This window comes from Kribbella sp. ALI-6-A, assembly GCF_001984195.1.
Taxonomy (GTDB): Bacteria; Actinomycetota; Actinomycetes; order Propionibacteriales; family Kribbellaceae; genus Kribbella.
The window spans coordinates 275,673-301,397 of the sequence record NZ_MTQN01000006.1; the positions used below are offsets into that span (position 1 = coordinate 275,673).

Annotated in this window: 18 protein-coding genes and 1 rRNA gene; 10 read left to right on the forward strand and 9 right to left on the reverse strand. The window is 69.7% G+C overall.

Going from position 1 to position 25,725, the window contains the following annotated elements:
* Positions 1-54: 54 nt before the first annotated feature.
* The 7 genes from BWI15_RS03875 to BWI15_RS03905 all read right to left on the reverse strand — a co-directional run bounded on the left by BWI15_RS03875 (position 55) and on the right by BWI15_RS03905 (position 7,584).
* The gene (locus BWI15_RS03875; protein WP_077012878.1) at positions 55-279 is read right to left on the reverse strand and encodes a hypothetical protein; all 225 of its coding nucleotides are present in this window, start codon (positions 277-279) and stop codon (positions 55-57) included.
* A gap of 24 nt (positions 280-303) precedes the next feature.
* Positions 304-1,725 (reverse strand): hypothetical protein, encoded by a 1,422-nt coding sequence (locus BWI15_RS03880; RefSeq protein ID WP_077012879.1) that lies wholly within the window; start codon positions 1,723-1,725, stop codon positions 304-306.
* A gap of 151 nt (positions 1,726-1,876) precedes the next feature.
* Entirely contained in the window at positions 1,877-4,006 is a 2,130-nt protein-coding gene (gene ligA, locus BWI15_RS03885; protein WP_143465388.1) for an NAD-dependent DNA ligase LigA, read from the reverse strand.
* A gap of 58 nt (positions 4,007-4,064) precedes the next feature.
* Positions 4,065-5,051 carry a methionine synthase vitamin-B12 independent gene (locus BWI15_RS03890; RefSeq protein ID WP_077012880.1) on the reverse strand — a complete coding sequence of 329 codons (987 nt, stop codon included), beginning with the start codon at positions 5,049-5,051 and terminating at the stop codon, positions 4,065-4,067.
* Positions 5,048-5,278 (reverse strand): DUF1272 domain-containing protein, encoded by a 231-nt coding sequence (locus BWI15_RS03895; protein ID WP_083750546.1) that lies wholly within the window; start codon positions 5,276-5,278, stop codon positions 5,048-5,050. The genes BWI15_RS03890 and BWI15_RS03895 overlap by 4 nt, the downstream gene beginning before the upstream one ends.
* Before the next feature lie 15 nt (positions 5,279-5,293).
* The gene (gene mnmA, locus BWI15_RS03900; protein WP_077012882.1) at positions 5,294-6,382 is read right to left on the reverse strand and encodes a tRNA 2-thiouridine(34) synthase MnmA; all 1,089 of its coding nucleotides are present in this window, start codon (positions 6,380-6,382) and stop codon (positions 5,294-5,296) included.
* Positions 6,382-7,584 (reverse strand): cysteine desulfurase family protein, encoded by a 1,203-nt coding sequence (locus BWI15_RS03905; RefSeq protein WP_077012883.1) that lies wholly within the window; start codon positions 7,582-7,584, stop codon positions 6,382-6,384. The genes mnmA and BWI15_RS03905 overlap by 1 nt, the downstream gene beginning before the upstream one ends.
* A 162-nt stretch (positions 7,585-7,746) precedes the next feature.
* Between BWI15_RS03905 and BWI15_RS03910 the strand changes: the two genes are divergently transcribed.
* The 10 genes from BWI15_RS03910 to BWI15_RS40005 all read left to right on the forward strand — a co-directional run bounded on the left by BWI15_RS03910 (position 7,747) and on the right by BWI15_RS40005 (position 23,922).
* Positions 7,747-9,135: a serine hydrolase domain-containing protein gene (locus BWI15_RS03910; RefSeq protein WP_077012884.1), complete on the forward strand. Its 1,389-nt coding sequence runs from the start codon at positions 7,747-7,749 to the stop codon at positions 9,133-9,135.
* Positions 9,136-9,151: 16 nt separating this feature from the next.
* Complete coding sequence (locus BWI15_RS03915; RefSeq protein WP_077012885.1) at positions 9,152-10,738, forward strand: ABC transporter substrate-binding protein; 1,587 nt, start codon at positions 9,152-9,154, stop codon at positions 10,736-10,738.
* A 4-nt stretch (positions 10,739-10,742) separates the two neighbouring features.
* Entirely contained in the window at positions 10,743-11,726 is a 984-nt protein-coding gene (locus BWI15_RS03920) for an ABC transporter permease (RefSeq protein ID WP_077012886.1), read from the forward strand.
* The gene (locus BWI15_RS03925; protein ID WP_077012887.1) at positions 11,726-13,624 is read left to right on the forward strand and encodes a dipeptide/oligopeptide/nickel ABC transporter permease/ATP-binding protein; all 1,899 of its coding nucleotides are present in this window, start codon (positions 11,726-11,728) and stop codon (positions 13,622-13,624) included. The genes BWI15_RS03920 and BWI15_RS03925 overlap by 1 nt, the downstream gene beginning before the upstream one ends.
* The gene (locus BWI15_RS03930; protein WP_077012888.1) at positions 13,621-14,661 is read left to right on the forward strand and encodes an ABC transporter ATP-binding protein; all 1,041 of its coding nucleotides are present in this window, start codon (positions 13,621-13,623) and stop codon (positions 14,659-14,661) included. Before BWI15_RS03925 ends, BWI15_RS03930 begins: the two co-directional genes overlap by 4 nt.
* A complete protein-coding gene (locus tag BWI15_RS03935; protein WP_077012889.1) occupies positions 14,658-17,996 on the forward strand; it encodes a serine hydrolase in 3,339 nt (1,112 codons plus the stop codon). Before BWI15_RS03930 ends, BWI15_RS03935 begins: the two co-directional genes overlap by 4 nt.
* Entirely contained in the window at positions 17,996-19,099 is a 1,104-nt protein-coding gene (locus BWI15_RS03940; protein ID WP_077012890.1) for a M20 family metallopeptidase, read from the forward strand. The genes BWI15_RS03935 and BWI15_RS03940 overlap by 1 nt, the downstream gene beginning before the upstream one ends.
* Positions 19,096-20,040, forward strand: a complete 945-nt coding sequence (locus BWI15_RS03945) for a GNAT family N-acetyltransferase (protein ID WP_077012891.1) — start codon at positions 19,096-19,098, stop codon at positions 20,038-20,040. Before BWI15_RS03940 ends, BWI15_RS03945 begins: the two co-directional genes overlap by 4 nt.
* Positions 20,037-21,143, forward strand: a complete 1,107-nt coding sequence (menC, locus tag BWI15_RS03950; protein WP_077012892.1) for an o-succinylbenzoate synthase — start codon at positions 20,037-20,039, stop codon at positions 21,141-21,143. Before BWI15_RS03945 ends, menC begins: the two co-directional genes overlap by 4 nt.
* A gap of 745 nt (positions 21,144-21,888) precedes the next feature.
* Positions 21,889-23,922, forward strand: a complete 2,034-nt coding sequence (locus tag BWI15_RS40005; protein ID WP_237771118.1) for a PucR family transcriptional regulator — start codon at positions 21,889-21,891, stop codon at positions 23,920-23,922.
* 507 nt (positions 23,923-24,429) lie between these two features.
* On the opposite strand, the gene BWI15_RS03965 is transcribed toward BWI15_RS40005, so the two are convergent.
* Both BWI15_RS03965 and rrf read right to left on the reverse strand, forming a co-directional pair.
* A complete protein-coding gene (locus BWI15_RS03965) occupies positions 24,430-25,083 on the reverse strand; it encodes a nucleotidyltransferase domain-containing protein (RefSeq protein WP_077012893.1) in 654 nt (217 codons plus the stop codon).
* Between the two features lie 339 nt (positions 25,084-25,422).
* Positions 25,423-25,540: ribosomal RNA gene (gene rrf, locus BWI15_RS03970) — 5S ribosomal RNA — on the reverse strand.
* Between the last annotated feature and the right edge of the window lie 185 nt (positions 25,541-25,725).

The window sequence follows — 25,725 nt, forward strand, 5'->3', positions numbered from 1 at the left end:
CAAGACGAAACCTCCTCCCCCGCACAGCGGGTGAGGAGGTTTCGTTCGTGCAGGTCAGCGGAGCTCGAAGTACGCCAGCGCTCCCAGGCCGACGATGGCCAGCAGGACGAGCCCACCGGCCAGCGCGGTCAGCAGGATCGCGACGGTGTTCTTGCCGTCCCGGGCCGGGAGTTCGAACTGGGTCGGCCCCCAGGCGCCGCCACCGTCGATGCGCTGGACCGCCTCGGGCGGTGGCTTGACCACCGCCCGCTGCTCACGCTTCTCGGGCTGGAACTTCACCTGGTCCTCACGAAGGTCGATCGGTCAGACGTAGAACGACTCGTAGGTGAACTCGACCGTCTGCGAGCCGTAGCTCTCCCTGGTGTCGGTGAGGATCTCGACCCGCCAGCCGGACACGTAGCCAGTGTACGACTTGCCGTCGTTGCGAGCCTGGACGAACGCCTTCAGCGCGGCCACGTCCGGACCCTGCAGCACCGCCAGCCCGTCGGCGACCACGGCCGCGGAGCCGGCCTTCAGGTCCGCGGTGTCACCCGAGGCCCGCATCTGGAACGAGCGCAGCCCGCCGCCCTGCGAGGCGAAGCCGTAGATCGACTGCGACCCGTACTTGCCGAGCGTCTTGCGGCAGGTGATGCCGTTGCGGCAGTCGTACTTCTTCGCCTTCAGCCCGGCCACCATCGCGGCCTGGGTGGTCTGGAACTCCTTGCGCGGCAGGTCGAGCTCGTCCGCGCCGGACTTCTTGCCACCGACCTGGATGTTGTCGCCGTTGTTGCGCAGGGAGAACTCGCCCCAGGTGCTGCCGACCTTCTGCGACTTCTGCCCGTTCTTCACCGCCTGCTGCACCTTGGCGACCTCGGAACCACCGAAGGTGTCGTTGCCGATCGCCTGCAGCGCGGCGTCGAAGGTGACCGCGGCGTTGTTGACGTTGTCGTCGTTGGACGACTTGATCAGCACCGCCAGGATCGTGCCGTCGGGCTGGAACTGGAAGACCGTCTCGGCCTCGCTCGCACCGTCGAGCTTGAAACAGCCGCGGTGTGCACCCTGCGCCCCGTTGAACAGGTCGCTGCACTGGTACCCGTCGGCCTGGAGCTTGTCGGTCGCGGTCTTGGCCTGTCCGGTCGCGTTGCCCAGCTCACCGGCCGGCGGCGCGCCGGTCGGGTCACCGGTCGGGTCGCCGTTCGGAGACTCGGGGCCGGTGGTCGGCTCCGTGGACGTCGTGGTCGTCGGCTGCGTGGTCGGCTCGTCGTCACCGCCGAGCGCCTTGATCCCGACGAACACCAGCAGACCGATCAGCAGGATGCCGACGATACCGCCACCGATGAACAGCGGCATCTTGTCCTTGCCGCCGCCCGAGCCACCCGGACCGTTGGGCTGCCAGGGCTGCTGACCGCCCTGCTGCTGGTGCCAGCCGGCCTGCTGCTGGGGCTTCTGTCCCCACGGCTGCTGCTGGTACCCACCAGTCTGCGGCGGAGTCTGCTGACCCCAGCCGGTCTGACCCGGCTGCTGCGGCGGCTGCCCGGGCTGCTGTCCCCAGCCACCACCCTGCGGCGGCGTGCCTTGAGGAGGTTGACCCTGCGGGGGCTGGCCCTGCTGCGGCGGCCGCTGACCCCAGCCACCACCCTGGCCGGGTTGCTGTTGTCCCCAGCCACCCTGGTTTTCCCCGTTCGGCCCGCCCGGCTGGCCCCCCGGCTGCCCAGGACTCCACGGTCCTTGTGGCGGCGTCGTCATAGTCGCTCCTTAGAAACCCACGTGTGGACGTGCAAAGTTAACAGTCGGACGGGCCAGCTCCCGCCACGGATCCATTCGGTAAGAAACTCGTGCGCCGAACCGCTCGTACGCCGTACCGAGCTAGGCCGGAATCCCTTGTGCCACGGCCGATCTACGCCTGATCGGGCTCGGGCCTGGTCGCCACTTCGGCCGCCGCGTCGGCGCCGGAGTCGAGCAGCACCTGGAAACCGGCCGCGTCCAGAATCGGTACGCCGAGCTGCACCGCCTTGTCGTACTTCGACCCCGGAGAGTCACCGACCACCACGAACGACGTCTTCTTCGACACCGAACTGGCCGCCTTGCCGCCACGCGACACGATCGCCTCGGTCGCCTCGTCGCGGCTGAAGCCCTCGATCGTGCCGGTCACCACGATCGACAGCCCGGTCAGCGTCTGCTCGACGGTCGGTCCGGTCCGCTCCTGGCGCAACTGGACGCCGGCTGCCTTCCACTTGCGCACGATCTCCTGGTGCCAGTCGACCTGGAACCACTCGATCACCGCGTGCGCGATGGTCGGCCCGACGCCCTCGAGCTGCGCCAGCTCCTCCTCGCTCGCCGCCTGCACCTCGTCGATGTCCTCGTACGCCGCCGCCAGCGCGGCCGCCGCGGTCGGACCGACGTGCCGGATCGACAGCGCGACCAGTCCTCGCGACAGCTGCTGGGTCTTGGCCGCCTCGAGGTTCGCGAGCAGTTTCTGCGCGTTCGCCGACAGTGCTCCGGCCTTGGTGGTGAAGAAGGAGCTTTGCGCCAGCGCCTCCTCGGTCAGCGAGAACAGGTCGCCCTCGTCCGCGATCAGCTCGCTGCCGATCAGCGCGTCGGCGGCCTTGAAGCCGAGCACCTCGATGTCGAACGCCGACCGCCCGGCCAGGTGGAACAGCCGCTCGCGCAGCTGCGCCGGGCAGGTCCGGGAGTTCGGGCAGCGGATGTCGACGTCGCCCTCCTTCATCGGGCGCAATGTCGTGCCGCAGGACGGGCACTCGGTCGGCATCCGGAACGGGTGCGCGTCGTCCGGGCGCAGCTCGATCACCGGACCGAGGATTTCCGGGATCACGTCGCCGGCCTTGCGCAGCACGACGGTGTCGCCGATCCAGACGCCCTTGCGCTCGACCTCCTGGCTGTTGTGCAGCGTCGCGAACTCGACCGTCGAGCCGGCCACCCGGACCGGCTCCATCACCCCGTACGGCGTCACGCGCCCGGTGCGGCCGACGTTGACCTTGATGTCGAGCAGCTTGGTGGTGACCTCCTCCGGCGGGTACTTGAACGCGATCGCCCAGCGCGGCGCGCTCGAGGTCGAGCCCAGCGCGCGCTGCAGATCGACCTCGTCCACCTTCACCACCACACCGTCGATCTCGTGGTCGACCGAGTGCCGGTTCTCCCCGTAGTACGCGATGAACTCGTTCACCTCGGCGAGCGTCTCGACCTTGCGGGCGCGGTCGCTGACCGGCAGGCCCCAGGCCTTCAGCTGGTCGTAGGCCTCGGACAGCCGGCCGATGTGGAAGCCGTCGACCCGCCCCAGGCCGTGCACGACGAACCGCAGCGGGCGTTGCGCAGAGACCCGCGGGTCCTTCTGCCGCAGCGATCCGGCGGCGCCGTTGCGCGGGTTGGAGAACGGGGCCTTGCCGGCCTCGACGAGCTGCGCGTTCAGCTGCTCGAAGTCCTCGACCCGGAAGTAGACCTCCCCGCGGACCTCCAGGAAGGCCGGCAGGTCGCCGCCGTCCAGCTCGTTCGGGATGCTGTCGATGGTGCGCACGTTGAGCGTGACGTCCTCACCGATCCGGCCGTCGCCGCGCGTGGCGCCGGTGACGAGGCGGCCGTTCTCGTAGACCAGGTCGAGGGCGAGGCCGTCGACCTTGAGCTCGCAGAGGAATCCGCTGTCGTGAATCTGCTGGACGGTGACCTCGCGCTCCAGCCGCTTGGCCCAGGCCTCCATCTGCTCGGCGGAGAACGCGTTGGCCAGGCTCTCCATCCGGGTCGGGTGGGTGACCGGCTCGAACAGCGTCGAGATCGGTACGCCGACCTTCTGCGTCGGCGAGTCGGGCGTGCGCAGCTCCTGGTACTGCTCCTCGATGTCCTGCAGCTCGTGCATCAGCGCGTCGAAGTCGGCGTCGGAGATCGTCGAGGTCGCCATGTAGTAGCGGAACCGGTGCTCCTCGATCTCGCGGCTCAGCGCGGCGTGCCGCTCGCGCACCTTCGGCGGCGCGGCAGGCTGGTCGGCGGCGGTCGTCTCGGGGATCTCCGTGCTCATGAGGAGAACTTACCGTCCGCCACCGACGTTTCCGGGGTTATCCACGACCCCGTCCGGCTCACGCTTCGGCGGCTTCTCCGAGCGCGTCCACGACGCCCCGCAGCCGGTCCAGACGAGCCCGGGCGTCGGCCGGCGACGGAGCGGAAGCGAGTCCGCACGCAGGGGTGACGACGACCTGCTTCATCAGCTCCGGGTCCAGTCCGAGGTTGCGCCACGTGCGCACCAGCGGCGCGGCGGCCTGCTCCGGGTCGGGGACAGGCCCGGTGGTGGCGATCAGTCCGGCGTACAGGGTGGTCTTGGCCTCGACTGCCAGAGCGATCTGTTCCCAGGCCGGCTCAGTGAGCAGCGACACGTCTACTGCCACTCCCCCAGCACCTGCCCGGGTGAACACCTCGATAGGCGGCCGAGCCGCACAGCAGTGCACCAGCGTCGTTGCAGGATCAGCAGCGTCGAGCACTCGAGCCAGGAGCTCCACAGCACCCGGGCCGTCGACCGAACGGTGCTTGCTCCACCCACTGGCCGTCGGAACCGCGCCAGCCAGTACGGCGGGCAGCGCGGGCTCGTCCAACTGCACCAGCAAGTCCACGCCCGGCAGCCGGCGCCGTACCTCGGCCACCTGTGCGTTCAGCCCGTGCGCCAGCGCGTCAGCCAAGTCCCGCCGGGCTCCGTGGTCAGCGAGCACCTTGTCCCCGCGCGGCAGCTCCACCGTCGCGGCCAGCGTCCACGGCCCGGTGAACTGGAGCTTGAGCGGCCCGGTGTACCCGTCGCCGAACTCCTCCAGCACGTCCAGGTCCTCGTGCAGCAGCGACCGAGCCCGGCGCTGGTCCAGGCTCGATTGCGGATCGGAACCACCCGTCAGCCGCCACCCCGCGGGCTGGAGATCAGCCGACAGCTCAGCCAGTACGGCGATCGCGCGGCTGAGCATGTCGCCGTACGGGCGCGCCGGGAGCTCCGGCAGGAACGGGATGTCGACCGCGTCGAGCACCACCTTGGTCCACTCGCGGATGTCCTCGCCGGGCACCGACCCGAGCCCGGTCGTGGTCATCTGCGGTTCCTTTGCAGGTAGCGGGTCAGGCGACCCGGAGTACGGCTGACGATCTGTGCGGCACCCGTGGTCCGCCGGGGCCGGCCAACCAGTTCACCGCCGCAGTTGGGGCAGACAGCATTCATAGCATCCGTGCAGGACGGGCAGAACGTGCACTCGTAGCTGCAGATCATCGCCTCACCGGACGGCTGGAGCCTGCCGGCGCACCGCTCGCAGGTGTCCTTCATGCGGAGCACCGCGGGTCAGACCCTCGCCGTGGCCCGCTGGACGGTGTCGATGGTCGCCGAGCCGACGACCCGCGTCCCGTCGTACAGGACGACGGCCTGGCCCGGCGCGACCGCGGCGGTCGGCTCGTCGAACTCCACGAAGACCTGGTCGCCCTCGACGCGAGCGGTGACGGCCACCTCGTCGCCGTGGGCCCGCAGCTGCGCCTTGACGTGCAGCGTGCCGGTCGGGACCGGCCCGCACCAGCGCGGCTTGGACGCGACCAGGCTCTCCACCGCCAGCTCCTCGCGGGAGCCGACGGTGACCGTGCGATCGACCGGGCTGATGTCCAGCACGAACCGCGGCTTGCCGTCGGCCGCCGGGGTCCCGATCCGCAGACCCTTGCGCTGCCCGACGGTGAACCCGTGCGTGCCCTTGTGCTCGCCGAGCTTGGTGCCGCTGCTGTCCACGATGTCGCCGGGCGCCTCGCCCAGCTGCTTGGACAGGAAGCCAGGGGTGTTGCCGTCGGCAATGAAGCAGATGTCGTGGCTGTCCGGCTTGGCCGCGACCGACAGCCCGCGCCGCTCGGCCTCGGCCCGGATCTCGGTCTTGGGGGTGTCGCCGAGCGGGAAGAAGGCGTGCCGCAACTGCTCCTGGGTGAGCACGCCGAGCACGTACGACTGGTCCTTGGCCGGGTCGACCGCGCGGTGCAGCTCCCGGCCCTCCGGCGTCTCGACGATCTGCGCGTAGTGCCCGGTGGCGACCGCGTCGAAGTCGAGCGCGAGCGCGCGCTCCAGGACGGCGCTGAACTTCACCTTCTCGTTGCAGCGCAGGCAGGGGTTCGGCGTCCGACCGGCGGCGTACTCGGCGACGAAGTCCTCGACCACGTCGGCGTGGAAGCGCTCGGCCAGGTCCCAGACGTAGAACGGGATGCCGATCACGTCGGCGGCCCGGCGGGCGTCACGGGAGTCCTCGACCGTGCAGCAGCCGCGGGCGCCGCTGCGGTACGACTGCGGGTTGCGGCTGAGCGCAAGGTGCACACCGACCACGTCGTGCCCGGCCTCGGCCATCCGCGCCGCCGCGACGGCGGAGTCGACCCCGCCGGACATGGCTGCGAGTACCCGCATCAGTTGTTCCTTCCCACGTTCTGCAGTCCGGCGGACATCGCCCGCTCCACCACTGGCCCGATGTTGTCCAGCACCGCGTCGACGTCCGCGTCGGTGCTGGTGTGTCCGAGGGTGAACCGCAGCGAGCCGCGGGCCCGCTGGTCGTCGTACCCCATCGCGAGCAGCACGTGACTCGGCTCCGCGACTCCCGCGTTGCACGCCGAGCCGGTCGAGACCTCGATGCCGCGCGCATCCAGCAGGAGCAGCAGCGAGTCACCCTCGCAGTCCTTGAACGACAAGTGTGCGTTACCGGGCAAGCGGCTCACCGGGTCCCCCGACAGCAACGCGCCGGGGACCGTGCTCGTGATGCCCTCGACCAGCCGGTCACGGAGCCCGCTCAGGCGCTGCGACTCGTCGGCCTGGTGCTTGACGGCGTGGGCGGCCGCGACTGCGAACCCAGCCGTCGCCGGGGTGTCCAGCGTGCCGGACCGTACGTCGCGCTCCTGGCCGCCGCCGTGCACGATCGGCACCAGCTGGGTCTCCTTGTGCACCACCAGCGCACCGATCCCGTACGGGCCGCCGATCTTGTGCGCCGACACGGTCATCGCGTCCACACCGAGCGCGGCGAAGTCCACCGGGATCTGTCCGACCGCCTGCACGGCGTCGGTGTGCACCGGGATCCCGTACTCGGCCGCGATCGCCGCGACCTGCTGGATCGGCTGCAGCGTGCCGACCTCGTTGTTGGCCATCATCAGCGTCACGAACGAGACCGACGCCGGATCCTGCTCGATCGCCACCCGCACCTCGTCGGGCTGCACCCGCCCGAGGGCGTCGACCGGCAGCCACTCGAGCTCGGCGCCCTCGTGCTGCGCCAGCCAGACGGCCGGGTCCAGGACCGCGTGGTGCTCGATCCCGCTCAGCAGGATGCGCCGCCGGCGCGGATCCTCCTTGAGCCGGGCCCACCACAGCCCCTTCAGGGCCAGGTTGTCCGCCTCGGTCCCGCCGGAGGTGAAAACCACCTCGCTCGGCAGCGCGCCGAGCGCCTCCGCGATCGTCTCGCGGGACTCCTCCACGGTCCGCCGGGCCGCCCGTCCCGATCCGTGCAGCGACGAGGCGTTGCCGGTGCGCCCGAGGTGAGAGGCCATCGCCTCGATCGCCGCGGGCAGCATCGGAGTCGTCGCGGCGTGATCGAGGTAGACCGTACGACGGCCGGAAGAGGTCATAACACCCTCAAGGGTAAGTCCTCGGCCGATGTTCCCGTCAGGCGTACCAGCTCAGCGGACGCCGAGCTGCTCCACAGGGCTTCGTCCGGGCGGACGAAATCGGCCCACTCCGTTGTCGCCTGCGACGAATACGCGCCGCTCGGAGCGTCCTAACGTCGGCCCATGGCGACCCTGAGCGAGATCGAGACGTGGCTGCACGACCAGTTGCCGACCCTGCTGTCCGAGCACGAGGTGCCCGGCGCGGCGGTCGGCGTCCTGTACGGCGGCGAGGTGGTCGATCACGCCGCCGGACTGCTCAGCAAGGCGACCGGCGTGGAGGCGACCGTCGACTCGGTCTTCCAGATCGGCTCGATCACCAAGGTCTGGACCACCACGCTGGTGATGCAGCTCGCCGACGAGGGCACGGTCGAGCTGGACCGGCCGGTACGGACCTACCTGCCGGAGTTCGTGCTCGGCGACGACGGCGCCGCCGCGAAGATCACCGTCCGGCAGTTGCTGAGCCACACCGCCGGATTCGAGGGCGACATCTTCAATGACACCGGGAAGGGCGACGACGCGGTCGAGAAGTTCCTGCCCACGCTGGCCGAGGTGGGTCAGCTGTTCGGACCGGGTGAGATGTTCTCGTACAACAACGCGGCGTTCGCGGTGCTGGGCCGGCTGGTCGAGGTACTGCGCGGCAAGCCGTACGACACCGTCCTGCGCGAGCACCTGTTCACCCCGCTCGGCCTGACGCACGCGGCCGGTGACCCGTACGAGGCGATCCTGCACCGGGCCGCGGTCGGGCACATCCGACCCGCGCCGACCGAAGCACCGGTCCCAGCGCCGGTCTGGGCGCTGACGCGGTCCATGGCTGCCGCCGGGTCGATGCTCGCGATGCGTCCCCGGGACCTGCTCACCTTCGCCCGCCTGCACCTGGACTCCGGTACGACGGCCGACGGGACCGCCGTACTGAGTGCGGCGAGTGTCGAGGCGATGCAGGAGCCGCAGGTCAAGCTGCCCGCGCTCGGCATGATGGGCGACTCGTGGGGTCTCGGCTGGGAGCTGTTCGACTGGAACGGGACCACGGTGATCGGCCACGACGGCGGAACGATCGGCCAGGGTGCGTTCCTGCGCGTCGTACCCGAGCACGGTCTGGCAATCACTCTGCTGACCAACGGCGGCGACATGATCGAGCTGTACCGCGCTGTCTTCGGCCACGTGCTCAAGGAGCTGGCCGGACTCGACCTGCCCGCCATGCCCACTCCCCCGGCTGCGGCCGTGCCCGTGAACGTCGAGCGCTTCCTCGGCACCTACACCTGCGAGGTGGCCGACATCACCATCCGGCAGGACGACAACGGCCGGCTCTGGCTCGACCAGGTGCCGAAGCGCATCTTCAGCGAGCTCGGCCCGGCACCCGAGCCGGTCGAACTGGTCGGCCGTGACGAGCACAGCCTGATCGCGGTCAAGGCCGCCGACGGCCTGCACACCCCGCACGTGTTCCTCGGCGACGACGGCACCGGTCGCGCCCTCTACCTGCACAGCGGGCGGGCTCTGCGCCGCGCTGCCGTCTGATTCCCCGGAGGCATCCATGAGATCCGTACTCGCTGCCGCAGTGGCCGGCGTCCTCGCGTTGTCCGCCTGCAGCTCAGGAGGCGAACCGACCACGGCCGGCGGCGGCCAGCCGGTCACCGGCGGGACGCTGACGATGGCCGTCGGCGGCGACCCCGGCAACCTCGACCCGCAGTTCACCTCGCTGTCGGTCACCATGCAGGTCGACTGGTTCCTGTACGACGCGCTGGTCAACATCGACTCCAGCGGCAAGCAGGTGGCCGGGCTGGCCGAGAAGTGGGAAGGCACGACGACCAGCGCGAAGTACACGCTGCGCAAGGGCGTCACCTGCGCCGACGGCACACCACTGACCGCCAGTACGGTCGCGCAGAACATCAACTTCGTCGGCAATCCGGCCAACAAGTCGACCCGGATCGGCGTTTTCGTCCCGGCCGGCGCCAAGGCGACCGCCGACGACGCGGCCGGCACGGTGACCGTGACCGCGGCGGCGCCCGACGCCTTTCTGGTCCGCAACGTCGGCGGCCTGCACATCGTCTGCGGCAAGGGCATGAAGGACCGCAGCATCCTCAAGCAGAGCTCGGACGGCACCGGGATGTACACGGTCGCCGAAGCGGTGCCCGGCGACCACTACACGCTGACCCGGCGCAAGGATTACGCCTGGGGCCCGGGTGACTTCAAGGCCGATCAAGCCGGTCTGCCGGACAAGGTCGTGATCAAGGTCGTCGCCAACGAGACCACTTCGGCGAACCTGTTGACCGCCGGACAGGTCAACATCGTCGCCATCGCCGGTCCGGACAAGCAGCGCCTGGCCGCCCAGCAACTGTTCAAGCGGGAGGCCGGTGCGCCACTGGGCCAGCTCTGGTTCAACCAGAAGGCGGGAATGCCCACCGCAGACCTCGCCGTACGGCGTGCGCTGACGCAGGGCCTCGACCTGACCCAGCTCGGCAAGGTGGTCACCAGCGGAACCGGTACGGCACCGACCGACTTGGTTGCCCCCGGCATGGGTCCGTGCAAGGAGGACACCGTCACCGGCAACCTGCCGGGCCACGACCTGAACGCGGCCAAGGCTGCGCTCGACGCGGCAGGCTGGAAGCCAGGCGCCGGTGGCGTCCGCGAGAAGGGCGGCAGCAAGCTGTCGCTGGTCTTCTACTACCCCACCACGCTCGGCCCGACGCTGCAGTCCGCCGCTGAGCTGCTGCAGAAGTCCTGGACCGAGCTGGGCGTCGAGGTGTCGCTCAAGGCCGTCTCCACCGCGGAGATCAGCACCGTGGTCCTCGCCGGTCAAGGCACGTGGCACGCAGGGCTGATTCCACTGACCGTCTCGCTGCCGAGCCAGCTGGTCAGCTTCCTGTCCGGCACAACGCCGCCGAACGGGAGCAACTTCTCCTCGATCAAGAACCCCGGGTACGACGCCGCGGTCGCCAAGGCGTCCCGCACCGCCGGGACCGACGGCTGCGCGGACTGGGCCGCCGCCGAGCGGGCCCTGTTCGAGCAGGTGAACCTGGTGCCGTTCGTCAACACGACGCTGCCGTACTTCGGCAAGAACGTGACCTTCGAGCTCGGCCAGGGCAGCATCGTGCCCAGCTCGATCCGGATGCTGGGGTGAGGCGGTGACGACTGCGACAGCAGTTGGATCCCGCCCGGAGATCAATCCCTGGGTCCGGTTCGCGGTCCGCCGGCTGAGCCGACTGGTCGTGTCGGTGCTCGCGCTGCTGAGCGCCGCCTTCCTGATGATCCACCTGATCCCGGGCGACCCGGTCCGCTCGGCTCTGGGACCGGCCGCGCCCAAGAGCCTCGTCGACGCCCAACGCGAGTCGCTCGGCCTGAACGACCCGCTCTGGGAGCAGTACCTGCACTTCCTGCAGCACTTGTTCACCGGCAATCTCGGGACGTCGATCACGACCGGGCTCCCCGTCTCGGACGTGATCCGCGACCGGCTGCCCGCGACCGTGCAACTGGCCGTGGCCGCGTTCCTCGTAGCCGTCCTGATCGCACTCCCGGTCGGCCTGGCGATGGGTGTTCTCACCCGGGCGGGCCGCCGGCCCCGGGCCGAGCTGGGTTTCACCTCGACGTCGGTGGTGCTCGCCGCGATCCCCGAGTTCCTGCTCGCGGTCGGGCTGGTCTACGTGTTCGCGGTGAAGCTGCAGTGGTTCCCGGTCGCGGGGCGCGGCAACGTCGCGTCGTACGTGCTGCCGGTGCTGTCCCTGGCCATCGGACCGGCCGCCGTACTGGCGCGCATCTGCCGGGTCGAACTGCTTGCGGTGTTGCAGACCGACTACCTGCGGACCGCCCGGGCCAAGCGCCTGCCGGCCACCGCCGTGTATCTGCGCCACGCCCTGCCCAACGCGGTGACCGCCACGATCACGCTCGGCGGTCTGCTGCTGGGTGGGATGGTCGCCGGGACCGTCCTGGTCGAGAACGTCTTCGGCTGGCCCGGCCTCGGCAGCACGATCGTCTCCTCGATCCTGGCCAAGGACTACCCGCTGGTGCAGGGCGTGGTGCTCGTGTACGGCGTCGGCGTCCTGCTGGTGAACCTGGCCGTCGACGTCGCCCTTGCCCTGCTGGATCCGCGTTCGACCATCCGGGAGAGCTGATGGCCCGCCGAGCCCGCTGGATCGCAGTCCTCCGTACGCCGGTCGGCGCCGGCGCGGGTGTGCTCCTGCTCGCCGTACTGCTGCTCGCATTGTTCGCTCCCCTGCTCTGGTCGGATCAGGCCAGTGCGATCGACACCGAGCATCTGCTGGAAGGGACGTCGTCCCAGCACTGGCTGGGCACGGACAGCCTCGGCCGGGACATCTTCTACCGCGTGCTCGTCGCCTCCCGGACGTCGATCATGCTCGCGCTGCTGGCCACGGCTCTCGGTGTGCTCGCAGGTCTGGTGCTCGGCACCGCGCCGGTGCTGCTGGGCCGGCGCGCGGGACGACTGACGACAGCATTGGTGAACATCGCCGTCGCGTTCCCCGGTCTGCTGCTCGCGCTGTTCTTCGCGGTGATCTTCGGGGTCGGCGCGAAGGGCGCGGTGCTCGCGATCGGTCTGGCCGGCGCACCGGCGTTCGCGCGGCTGACCCAGACGCTGGTCGCGGGCATCGCGGAGCGGGACTTCGTCGCCGCGGCGCGGATCGCGGGGGTCGGCCGGTTCCGGATCCTGCTGCGGCACATCCTGCCCAACATCGCGGAGCCGTTGGTGGTGAACGCGACGATCGGTGCCGGCGGCGTACTGCTCGCCTTCGCCGGGCTGTCGTTCCTGGGCCTCGGCGTGCAGCCACCGGCCTACGACTGGGGACGGCTGATGGGCGAGTCGCTGAACGGGATCTACGTGCATCCGGCCGCGGCACTCGCACCGGGCGTCGCGGTGGTGATCGCGGGGCTGGCGTTCAACCTGTTCGGTGAGGCGGTGGCGAAGGGTCTCGGCGTCCCGGCCCTGGTGGGTCCGCGGCTGCGGACGCGCACGCCCGAAACGGTTCCCGCGGCGCCGGTCGACGACGAGGCCGTGCTGGTGGTGAAGGATCTGCGGGTCAGCTTCCCCGGGCCGATCACGCCCGTGCGCGGAGTCAGCTTCACGATCCACAAGGGCGAGATCGTCGGGGTGGTCGGCGAGTCCGGCTCCGGCAAGAGCCTGACCGCGCTCGCGGTCGCGCAGCTGATCGAGCCGCCGGGGCAGGTCGAGGCGGCGGAGTTGTCCTTCCTCGGCGCACCGCTGCTCGGCCGGCTGGCCGATCGCGGTTCGGCGGCCACTCGGCGAAGGTTGCTGGGGACATCTTTCGCGATGGTTTTCCAGGACCCGATGACGTCGTTCAACCCGACCAAGCGGATCGGCGTACAGCTGGCGGAAGGTGCTCGGGAACACCAGGGCCTGTCCAGGCGGCAAGCGATGGCGCGAGCGGTCGACCGGTTGCGGGCGGTCCGGGTCCCGGCGGCCGGGCGGCGGGCGCGGCAGTACCCGCACGAGTTCTCCGGCGGGATGCGGCAGCGCGCGATGATCGGGATGGGTCTGATGGGCGCGCCCGCGTTGATCGTCGCCGACGAGCCGACGACCGCGCTGGACGTCACCGTGCAGCGTCAGGTCCTGCGTTTGCTGGAGACGATCCGGGAGACCGACGACGTCGCCGTGCTGCTGATCAGCCACGACATCACCGTCGTCGCGCAGGTCTGCGACCGGGTGCTGGTGATGTACGCCGGGCGGATCGTCGAGGACCTGCCCGCGTCCGACCTCGCCACCGGAGCACGGCATCCCTACACCCGCGCGCTGCTGGCCGCCGTACCGGATCTGGACACGCCGCTCGACGAACCGCTGGCGGTGATTCCCGGGCGACCGGTCGATCCGTCAGCTTTTCCGACCGGATGTGCCTACAGAGTGCGTTGTGAGTTCGTTGTCGAGTCCTGCTCGGCGAAGGATCCTGAACTGGTGGGCGCCGATCATCGAGTCGCCTGCTGGAATCCCCAAGGCCGGACGGTGTTGGGAATCGAGTCGATCCGGACGGGGCAACGATGAGCGAACTGCGTTTCGACCAGGTGACGGTCCGGTACGGCGCCGGCCGTCGCGCGCTGACCGCCGTCGACGGGGTCGATCTGACCGTGCCGTCCGGCCAGGTGGTCGGACTGGTCGGCGAGTCCGGCTCGGGAAAGTCGACGTTGGCCCGCGCCGCGGTCGGTCTGGCCGAGCTGTCGTCGGGGCAGATCCTGCTGGACGGCGTACCGCTGCGGCACCGGACCGGTGGACGGCGTCCGCTGCAGATGGTGTTCCAGGACCCGTACTCCTCGCTGGATCCACGGATGACCATCGGCGACTCGATCGCCGAAGCCGTGCCGCGGTCGGGGCCACCTCGACGGGAGGAGGTCACCCGGCTGCTCGAGCTGGTCGGGCTGGACGCCGATCGCGCACAGGCCTATCCGGGTGCGCTGTCAGGTGGCCAAAGGCAACGAGTCGCCATCGCACGAGCTCTGGCCGGGCAGCCCGACGTCGTGATCGCGGACGAGATCACCTCGGCCTTGGACGTCTCGATTCAGGGCACCGTGCTGAATCTCGTCCGCTCGCTGCAGCGTGAGCTGCGGCTCTCGATGCTGTTCATCTCGCACAACCTGGCCGTCGTTCGCTACGTGAGCGACTACATCGCGGTCATGTACCTCGGTCGCATCGTCGAGTTCGGCCCGGCCGCGGACGTGCTCGGCGATCCACAACATCCGTACACCAAGGAGTTGCTGGCGGCCGCGCCTCGCCGTGGCGCGACGTCGCTGCTCGATCCCGTTGCTCCGCGACTCTCCGACCCGGCCGCGCAGGCGGTCGCTGAGCGCGCCGTGCAGGTGGTTGCCGAAGCCGAACCCGCCGATCCCCATCATCCCCCCGCGGGCTGCCGGTTCCATCCCCGCTGCCCGATCGGGCCTTTGGTGCTCAGCGATCGCGAGCACTGCCTGACGATCGATCCCACCACCGACGCCGACCGTCGACGTCATCGCGCCGCCTGCCACCACGTGGCCGGCGCCCTGCAGCCGGTCACCACCGGTTCCGTATCCAAGGAGGACTCCCTGTGACCCGACGTCTGCGCATCGACGACCTGACCGAGCTCGTGGTTCCGGAGCAGCCGGCGCTCTCGCCCGACGGCGCCCAGCTCGCCTACGTCCTGCGGACCATCGATGCGGAGGGCGATCGCACGCTGCGCAACCTGTGGCGGGTTCCGGCCTCCGGTGGTGAGCCGCAGCAGCTGACCCGGGGTGATGGCGACACCTCGCCGACCTGGTCGCCGGACGGGAGTCAGCTGGCCTTCCTACGCGCCAAGGACGGACCCGCGCAGCTCTGGGTGCTTCCGGCCGGTGCTGGTGAGCCGGAGCAGCTCACGACGCTGCCGCTCGGAGCCGGGGCGCCGCGCTGGAGTCCCGACGGGAAGCGGATCGCGTTCAGCGCTCCGGTCGACATCGCGGCGCTCGCCGGCGAGGACGACAAGGCTCGTGAGTCTCGCGGGCACGCGCCGATCGTCACCGAGCGGCTGGACTACCAGGCCGACGGAGCCGGCTGGCTGCGCACCTACCGCGCACACGTCCACCTGCTCGACGTGGAGACCAAGAAGTGCCGCCAGGCGACCGAGGGCGACTGGCACGCCGGTGATCCGGCCTGGTCGCCGGACGGGACCAAGGTCGCGTTCGGCGCGGCCACCGCGCCCGACGCCGACCTCGTCCCGACCGCGCCGGCGTACGTACTCGACGCTACGGACGAGAAGGCCGAGCCAGAGCTGGTCGGTCTCAAGGAGGGCCTGGCCGGACCCGTGCTGTGGACCAGCGACGGCGAGTCCCTGCTGATCGTCGGCAACGCCACCGGCCCGGTCGGGCACGCTGGGCTGCTGCGACTGTCGCTGGACAGCGGCGACGTGGTGAACCTGGCGGCGGCGCTCGATCGCAACGTGATGCCCGGCGGACCGGCGTACCCCGGAGCCCTGCCGTTGTTGGTCGACGACGGCGAGACGGTGCTGTTCTGCGTTCGCGACCGCGGCTGCAGCCACCTGTACGCCGTACCGGTCGCTGGAGGCACGCCTCGGCACGTCCTGGGAGAAGCGGGACAGAACGTGGCCGGCCTGTCGGTCGCCGGTGGGGTCGCGGCGGTCTCGCTGGCCACGCAGACTTCGTACGGGGAGATCGTCACGGTCGATCTGGCCGATGGGGCGGTGACGCCACGTACGTCGTACGGGCTGGAGGATGTGGAGCACTTCGCGCGGGAGGAGCGTGAATTCACGATCTCGGACGGGACGGTCGTGGCCGGCTGGATCGTTCGCGATCCGGAGGCCACCAGCGCGCAGCCGCTGCTGCTCGACGTGCACGGCGGACCGCACAACGCGTGGAACGCCGTCGCCGACGAGGTGCACCTGTATCACCAGGAGCTCGCCGCGCTGGGCTGGACCATCCTCCTGCTGAACCCGCGCGGCAGCGACGGCTACGGCGAGGACTTCTTCAACGCGGCGCTCGGCGGCTGGGGCACGTTGGACGCCGCCGACTTCCTCGAGCCGATCGACCAACTCGTTGCCGAAGGCATCGCTGACGCCAAGCGGCTCGCGGTGGCCGGCTACAGCTACGGCGGCTTCATGACCTGCTACCTGACCAGCCGGGACAACCGGTTCGCGGCCGCGGTGGCCGGTGGCGTGGTGAGCGACCTGACCAGCATGGGCGGCACGTCGGACTCCGCGCACTTCCTGAACGTCTACGAGCTGAACGGGCCGGGCGACTTCACAGCCATGTCACCGCTGAGCCAGGTCGGCCAGGTGAAGACGCCGACCCTGGTGTTGCACGGCGACGCGGATGTGCGTTGCCCGGTCGGCCAGGCGCAGCAGTGGCACACCGCGCTGCGCGAGCAGGGAGTGCCGACCCAGCTGGTGCTCTACCCGGAGGCCAGCCACCTCTTCATCGTGGAGGGGCGGCCGTCGCACCGGCTCGACTTCAACCGCCGCATCCTCGACTGGGTCGAGCAGTACGCGGGTGACGCTCGCGGACCGCGCCGGCCGCGGATCGACGCGGCGCACTGGCAGCGGAGGCTCACCACGCTCGCTGCCAAGCACAAGGTCGTCGGAGCTTCGCTGGGCATCCTGCGGCTGCGGCCGGGTCAGGACGACGAGCTGGTGGAGGCGGCGACCGGCGTACTGCACAAGGAAACCGGTGTGCCGGTGACCACCGACTCCATCTTCCAGATCGGGTCGATGTCGAAGGTGTGGACCGCGACGCTGGCGATGCAACTGGTCGACGAGGGTCTGCTCGACCTGGACCAGCCGCTGATCCAGGTGCTGCCCGAACTGCAGCTCGGCGATCCGGATGTCGCCAAGCAGGTGACGATGCGCCAGTTGCTGACGCACACGAGCGGGATCGACGGCGACGTGTTCACCGACACCGGGCGGGGTGACGACTGCCTGGAGAAGTACGTGGACGGGCTGGCCGACGTGGGCCAGAACCACCCGATCGGGGTGACCTGGTCGTACTGCAACTCCGGCTTCTCGCTGGCCGGGCGCGTGATCGAGAAGCTCACCGGCAAGACCTGGGACGCGGCGCTGCGGGAGCGGATCTTCGAGCCGCTCGGCTTGCGTCGTACGGTCACGCTGCCCGAGGAGGCGCTGCTGCACCGGGCCGCCGTCGGACACGTCGGCGAGGACGAGCTGTCGCCGGCGCCGGTCTGGGGACTCCCCCGGTCCCTCGGTCCGGCCGGGCTGATCACCTCGACCGCGGCTGAAGCCCTGGCCTTCGCCCGGATGCACCTGAACGACGGTCTCGCGCCGGACGGCAAGCGGGTCCTGAGCTCTGCCTCCGTGACGACGATGGCCGACAAGCACGCAGAGCTGCCGGACAAGCACACGCTCGGCGACTCCTGGGGGCTCGGCTGGATCCGGTTCGACTGGGACGGTCACCGGTTGATCGGGCACGACGGCAACACGATCGGCCAGGCCGCGTTCCTGCGCGTGCTGCCCGAGCAGGGCCTGGCCGTGTCGTTGCTGACCAACGGCGGCAACACGCACGACCTGTACGAGGAGCTGTACCGCGAAATCTTCGCCGAGGTCGCCGGGGTGGCGATGCCGTTGCCGCTGGCACCTCTGTCGCCGGAGCCTTCGATCGATCTTCACCGGCACGTCGGGCGGTACGAGCGAGCCAGCACACTGCAGGAGGTGTTCGTGCGGGACGGGCAGGCGATGGTGCGGGTGACGTTGACCGGACCACTGGCCGAGCTGATGCCGGAGCCGGCGCAGGAGTTCGTGATGAGGCCGGCCGACGACAGCGGCGACCTGTTCGTCGTACGGCAGCCCGGCTCGCTGACCTGGTCGGCGATCACGTTCTACGCGTTGCCGAGCGGTGAGAAGTACATGCACTTCGGGGTTCGAGCGACGCCGAAGGTGGGCTGATGACGGCCTCTTCGGCGGTGATGCTGACGGACCTGGAGACGTTGGTGATGTGCGAGTCGCCGTCGTCGGACCACGCGGCCGTGGCCCGGAGCGCGGATGTGGTCGCCCAGCTGGGCAAGGAGCGGCTGGGCACCGCACCGTCGTACGAGGTGGTGGACGGGTGGACGCACCTGCGCTGGAAGTTCGGAGACGGGCCTTCGCGGGTGCTTGTGCTCGGCCACCACGACACGGTCTGGCCGGCCGGCTCGTTGACGACGCATCCGTTCGTCGTGGACGGCGGAGTGGTCCGCGGGCCGGGGTGCTTCGACATGAAGGGCGGTCTGGTGATGGCCTTTCACGCCCTCGCCGCTTTGCCGTCCCTGGACGGCGTCACCTTGCTGGTGACCGGTGACGAGGAACTGGGGTCGCCGTCGTCGCGTTCTTTGATCGAGGCCGAGGCAGTCGGCTGCGCGGCGGCCTTGGTGCTGGAGGCTTCGGCCGACAACGGCGCTCTGAAGCTGGAACGCAAAGGCGTGTCGAACTACGAGATCCGGATCCTCGGCCGGGCCTCGCATGCCGGCCTCGAGCCGGAGCTCGGCGTGAACGCGAGCATCGAGGCCGCTCACCAGATCCTTGCCGTCGCAGCGCTCGGCGACCCGTCGCTGGGCACCACCGTGACTCCGACGTTGCTCACCTCCGGCACCACGCGCAACACGGTCCCAGCCGCCGGGAGCTTCATGGTCGACGTCCGCGCTCGCACCGTGGCCGAACAGCTCCGGGTGGACGAGGCCATGCACGCCTTGCAGCCGGTGCTTCCCGAGGCTCGCTTGGAGATCATCGGCGGGCCCAATCGCCCGCCGCTGGAGCGGAAGATGTCCGACGCGTTGTACCAGCGCGCGTGTGTTCTGGCGTCGTCCCTCGGCCTGCCGCCGCTCCGGGAGACGTCGGTCGGTGGAGGCTCGGACGGCAACTTCACCGCCGGAGTCGGCACGCCGACCCTGGACGGCCTTGGTGCCGTCGGTGGCGGCGCCCATGCCGACGACGAGCACGTCGTGGTCGCCGAGCTCGTTCCCCGGACGTCTCTGCTCACAGCGCTGATCGCGGACCTGCTGGAGAGACCATGAGTGCCCCCGACCTGACCGACCTCACCCCGTCGACCAGCGCGGCAGATCAAGCATCCTTGGCCGCCGCGGCATCGGCCGGCGTACACGTGCGGATGCTGACCGAGCTGAGCGAGTTGGAGGGCGTCTATCGGCTGTACGACTCCATCTGGCGACCTGATCCCAAGAATCCGCCGGTGACGACCGAGTTGCTACGTGCTCTGACCAAAGCCGGCAACTACGTCTCCGGCGCCTACGACGGCGACGAGCTCATCGGTGCCTGCGTCGGCTTCTTCTCCGCGCCGGCCGAGGTCGCCATGCACAGCCACGTCGCCGGAGTGTCCGGACGAGCCCGCGGCCGCCACGTCGGCTTCGCCCTGAAACTCCACCAACGTGCCTGGGCGCTACGGCGCGGCATCACCGCGATCTCCTGGACCTTCGATCCCCTGGTCCGGCGCAACGCGTACTTCAACCTCTGCAAACTCGCGGCCGAACCGGCCGAATACCTGACCAACTTCTACGGCGACATGCACGACGGCATCAACAACGGTGACGACACCGACCGCCTGCTGGTCCGATGGCAGCTGGAGTCGCCCGCCGTCGCCAAGGCCGCCACCGGCCATCCGCCCGGCCCGACAGCAAAAACCTTGCCTGAAGCAACCGTCGCCCTGTCCCGCACCCCGGACGACCACCCGACGATTCACTCGAGTGCGACTTCACACGTCCCAGGCGCGACCTCACACGTCGCGGGCGCCTCCACCGGGCTCGGCGATCGGGTGATGCTGGTCGCCGTACCGGCTGACATCGAGGGGCTGCGGCACACCGCTCCGGCCGCGGCAAAGGCCTGGCGGGCGGCGCTACGCGAGGTGCTCGGCGGTTTGCTCGTCGACGGATGGCAAGTGACCGGCTTCGACCGGACCGGTTGGTACGTGCTCGAACTTCCTGCGAGAGGACTGCTGCGATGAAGCTGACCGGAGTCGAACTACGGCGGATCGCATTGCCGTTGATCTCACCGTTCCGGACGTCGTTCGGGACCGAGACCACCCGCGACGCCCTGCTCGTGCGGGTCGTCAGCACCGAGGCGGAGGGCTGGGGCGAGTGTGTCGCGATGGCCGGCCCGCTGTACTCGTCGGAGTACGTCGACGCGGCCGCCGACGTCCTGCGCCGCTTCTTCGTCCCCGCGCTGGCAGCGGTCGACCGCCTCGACGCGATCGGTGTCGCGCCGGCGCTCGAGAAGTTCCACGGCCACCGCATGGCGAAGGCCGCACTCGAAACCGCCGTCCTGGACGCCGAACTCCGCGCCGAGGGTCGGCCACTGGCCCGCGAACTCGGCGCCGTCCACGACCGGGTCCCGTGCGGCGTCTCCGTCGGCATTATGAGCTCGATCGGCGAACTACTCGACGCCGTCGGCAACTACCTCGACGAGGGCTACCTGCGCATCAAGCTCAAGATCCAGCCCGGCTGGGACATCGAACCGGTCGCCGCCGTCCGCGAACGCTTCGGCGACGAGATCCTGCTCCAGGTCGACGCCAACACCGCGTACGCCGTCTCCGACGCCCGCCACCTCGCCCGCCTCGACCCGTTCGACCTTCTCCTCATCGAGCAACCCCTGGACGAAGAGGACATCCTCGGCCACGCCGAACTCTCCCGGCATCTGAAGACCCCCGTCTGCCTCGACGAGTCGATCACCTCAGCCCGAGCCGCCGCCGCGGCAATCTCCCTCGGCGCCTGCAGCATCATCAACATCAAACCCGGCCGAGTCGGCGGCTACCTCGAAGCCCGCCGCATCCACGACGTCTGCCAGTCCCACGGCATCCCCGTCTGGTGCGGCGGCATGCTCGAAACCGGCCTGGGCCGAGCCGCCAACGTAGCCCTGGCCGCCCTCCCCGGCTTCACCCTCCCCGGCGACACTTCCGCCTCCTCCCGCTACTACCAAACCGACATCACCACCCCCTTCACCCTCACCAACGGCCACCTCGAAGTCCCCACCACCCCCGGCATCGGCGTAGACCCCCTGGAACCCGAACTCGCCGCCGTAACCACCCACACCGAATGGCTCAAGCTCTAGGCACCACAGCCCCGAGGTCCTCGCGAGGGTCCGCACCCGCACGGCCGTCGCGAAGGTCCGCACGTGCACGCCGCTCGCGCCAAGTAACCAGCCGCCGCGGGTGCTCGGGTTGATGCCACCAACGGCCAACCAGCGATCCCTCGCTCCCTCCTCCGCCCAGTAGCGCGAAGCGTCGGCGCTGCCGCCCGCAACGGCGCCGGATGCGCTCTCCCAGCGCCCCTACCACCGGTGCGAGCACAACCTGGACGTGGCGTTGTGCGCCGACCCGCCCATCGCCACCGAACACAGCGCCGCCCGCGATCACGCGGATGAGCGGAAACGACGACAGGCAACAGCCGCCCCACAACGTCCGAAGAACCGTGCGCTATAGCCTCAGCTCCTTCGGACGCTACGGACCAGGTGGACCATCCGGACCGCTGCCCCACCAGTTGTCCACGACACCCCTGGCTGCGACCAGCCGATTCACCGCGCATCGCGCAGCACCTCGCCAGCGGCTGTCGGTCAGCTCGGGCTGGGTCCTCGCCTCGTGCGCGTACCGCGGCGTCCGAGCGGCGTCCGAGTTCACGCGGCCCCTCGGCGCCGCGCCCCTTCCGCGAGCATGCTCGCGTCCTCAGCCCGGCACGTCCGGTCACCATCCCGCCACCCTCTTTCGAGGGGCAGTTGTCCGCTAGAACCATTCCAAGGACTGATTCTGTCCGCTCCGACGAACTAGGCTGAGGGTCCGGCTTCTAGCTTCGGACAGGTGATGCATTCCGTGACGAACCGACCGCGCGCCAGTCTCGGCCGCGTGCTGGACGACCTCGGCGCCACTTTGCTCGAACTCGTGCGCGGCGACGCCGACCGCCCGGTGGAGATCGGCGGCGTGGTAACCCACGACCCCGTCGACGAGCCGGTGTTGCCACGCAACGCGCTGGTGCTCGGCGTCGGGTTGCACGAGCCGGACATGATCACCTCGACACTGCGCGACCTCGGCCGTCAGCACGCTGCAGGCCTCGTCGTACGTTCGCCCGTCCCCGGCGATGAGAGCATCACTGCGGCAGTTGCAGAGTCCGGTGTCGCCCTGCTCGGCCTGACGCGCGGCGCGTCCTGGGACCAGCTCGCCGTACTGCTGCGATCCCTGCTCGCCGAAGGAGACGTCGGAGTCGCCGAGCCCGAAACGCTGGGCGGGATGCCGTCTGGCGACCTGTTCGCACTCGCCAACGCAACTGCCGCTCTCCTCGACGCTCCGGTGACGATCGAGGACCGGAACTCCCGAGTGCTCGCGTTCTCCGGCCGCCAGGACGAGGCCGACGTTGCCCGGGTCGAGACGGTCCTCGGCCGCCAGGTCCCCCAGCGGTACTCGCGCCTCTTGGCCGATCGCGGTGTGTTTCGCGAGCTCTACCGCACCGACCGTCCCGTGCACGTGCCGCCGCTGCCCATCACCGAAACCGAGTTCACCATCCCCCGCGTCGCCGTCGCGGTCCGCGCCGGCGACGAGATCCTCGGCTCGATCTGGGCCGCGGTCCGCGACCCGCTGACCGACGAACGCACCCAGGCACTGTGCGATGCCGCGAAACTGGTGGCCCTCCACATGCTGCGCATCCGAGCCGGCGCCGACGTCGAACGCCGCCTCCGCGCCGACCTGGTGAGCACGGCTCTCGAAGGCGGCGCCGGAGCGCGAGAGGCACTCGACCGTCTCGGCCTCGCTGACCAACCAGTCGTCGTGCTCGCGCTAGCCGTCCGAGTACGGCGTACGGAAGGCGATGACGACGAATCCACGAACCGCCGACGCGTCAGCGCCTCGACGACAGGGAGTCGAGTTTCCGACAACCGGCCGGCGACTGGAACTCCCGGTTCGGTCACCCGGTTGGCGGCGGGAAGTCGTGGCTCCGACAAGCGGTTGACCGCGGGAGTTCGCGGCTCCGGTGACCGGCGCCAGACGGGAAGTTCCGGTTCCGGCAGCCAGGCGACGGCGGGAGGCCGCGGCAGCCAGCCGACGTCGGAAGGCCGCGGCTCGCGCGGCCAGTCGGCGGCAGCAGGTCCCGGTTCCAGCAGCCAGCCTTCCGCAGGAGGTCGCAGTTCCAGCGGCTGGTCGGCGGTGGACTCGACTGACTCGCTCGTGGGTGAGGCAGGACTCGCAACCGAGCGTCAGCGGCTTGCGGATGCGTTCGCGATGCATCTGGGCGCCGTGCATCCGAGGTCGGCGGCCGCGCTGGTCGGAGACGTCGCCTACGGCCTCCTGCCTGTCCGTGCCGACCGCGACGACGGTGAGGAGCGCGCTGTCCGGGTCGCCAAGGACTTTCTCGACCGAATCGGCGATCGCGTCACCGCGACCATCGGCGTCGGTCCCGTCGTTCACGAGACTGCCCGGCTTCCGCACGCACGAGCCGGCGCCGATCGAGCTCTACGAGTCCTTCGTACCGGCTCCCAGCGAGTCGCCCGCCTGGCTGACGTTCACGTCGAGACTCTTCTCCTTGAACTCCGCGACCTGATCGAGGCACGAGGCGACCAGCCCACGGGTCCGATCGCGCGGCTGGTCGCGTACGACCGGGACCACAACACGAACTTGGTCGAGACCCTTCGCGCCTGGCTCGACGCTTTCGGGGACGTCATGACCGCCGCCGCCACCGTCTACGTCCACCCCAACACCTTTCGCTACCGCCTCCGCCGCCTGGCGGAGGTCGCCGACCTGGATCTGGCGGACCCGGAAACCCGCTTCGCCGCCATGCTCCAGCTCCGAGTCGTCACCCCACCTCCCCGACCTCGCCCTGGTCACGGGAAGGGAGAAGGAAAGGGCTGACTCCACCGTCCGAAGACCGACGGCCACCCGCGCCGGCGCACCGACCGAAGCACAGCCAGGTCGCGCTCGTCCGATCAGCCCGAGGAACCCAGTCGCCTCGTCCTAGTCAGCTTGAGGACCTGGTCGCCCTCGTTCAGTCAGCCCGAGGAACTTGGTCGCCCTCGTCCAGTCAGCCCGTGGGGCCTAGCGTCCTTCGTGCGGTCAGTCGCGCGGGTTCCCGCCGAGGCCGGGAACGGGCGCGCGACGACGCGCAGTTCCCGGTACGACGCGTTGGTGCTGACTGCCCTTCCCCGTGGGACCCGGTCGCCTTCGTCCGTTCAGGCCGGGGGACCTAGCCATCCTCGTCCGGCCACAGGCCGTGGAACCTGGCCGCCTCGTCCGGTCAGCTCGAGCGACGCCGTCTCCCTCCCGTCGGGTCGAGGGATCCTGTCTACCTCGTCCGGCCAGGTCGAGAGAGCCCGTCTCCCTCGTACGGCCTGGTCGAGGGAGCCCGTCGGCCTCGCGCAGTCAGGTCCCGCAGATCAGAGGGAGCCAGGGGTGGGACGGGTGGAGGTGGTCGATCATGTCGGTCAGCCAGTTGCGTCGGGTGGCGGAGAGAAGGGGAAGTGTGACGGCCAGGTCTTCCTGGTCCTTGGGACGGTTGAGCCGGGCCTTGTACGCGAGGGCCATTTCCGGAGTGATGTAGCGCAGGCCGTCCGGCGCGATCCAGGTGACCTCGTCGAGGGCGAAGTCGAGGGAGGGGTCACGACGGAAGATCCAGCGACCGTCGCGATCGGGATTGAGCACCAAGTCGTACTCCCATGGAGCAAGCGCGTGCCGGCGGATCCAGATCTGGTCGGCCGACGCGGGCTGCTCGGGGCGACCGTCGGTCAGCGGGCTCAGCCGACCGCTGTCGTTCGACCAAAGGTGGTAGCGACCCTTCAGGTGCTGGCGAAGCGTCTCCACGTCCTTGCGCCACAGGGACACGTCGATGTCCTCGTGCGGACGCCGTACGCCGGTGAATGCCTCGATCGCCCAGCCGCCGGCGATCCACCAGTCAGAGGAGTAGCCGTCGAAGAGCTCTCCGGCCTCCTGGGGCGTGGAGACGCGCCAAGGACCGTACAGCTGCTGGAACGCGAGCTCCTCCTCGTCGAGTCCGTCGGGGTACCAAGCGCTCTGCATGAACCGATCCTTACACCCCGCGGAGTTCGCGAAAAATGGCCCGCCTCCGGCTGTCCGTTGGGCGTTCTCACGCCGATGGTGGACCAGACGAGCAGCCTGGAGCCGGGCTGCGATCGCGGCCGAGGAGATCGTGCACGTGAAGCACGCGAACGGAGGACGCGAACCGAAGACGCGAACGAACCGGCTCACTCCGGTTCAGGTGACGGGGGGCCTTGTGTCCGAAGACCTCTGAACGTGCGAAAGCGGCCGGCCATCGGGCCGACCGCTCAAAGAGGGTCCGTCGTTTTCAGCTAGAAATGTTAAGGGCCACCCCGGAGGGTGGCCCTTAACAGTGTGAATGTCCGGCGACGTCCTACTCTCCCACGACCTCCCGGTCGCAGTACCATCGGCGCTGTCGGGCTTAACTTCCAGGTTCGGAATGGAGACTGGGTGTTTCCCCGACGCTATGGTCACCGTAACTCTATAGAAATATCAACCAACACACACAAACCACAAACGGGCTGGGGTTGACCGTATTCCGGGAACCGTACAGTGAACGCGAACATCGTTACGCAGCAATATCGTCTCTTCGTACGACCACAATGTGGTGTTGAGACAAGCCCTCGGCCTATTAGTACCAGTCAGCTCCACACCTTACGGCGC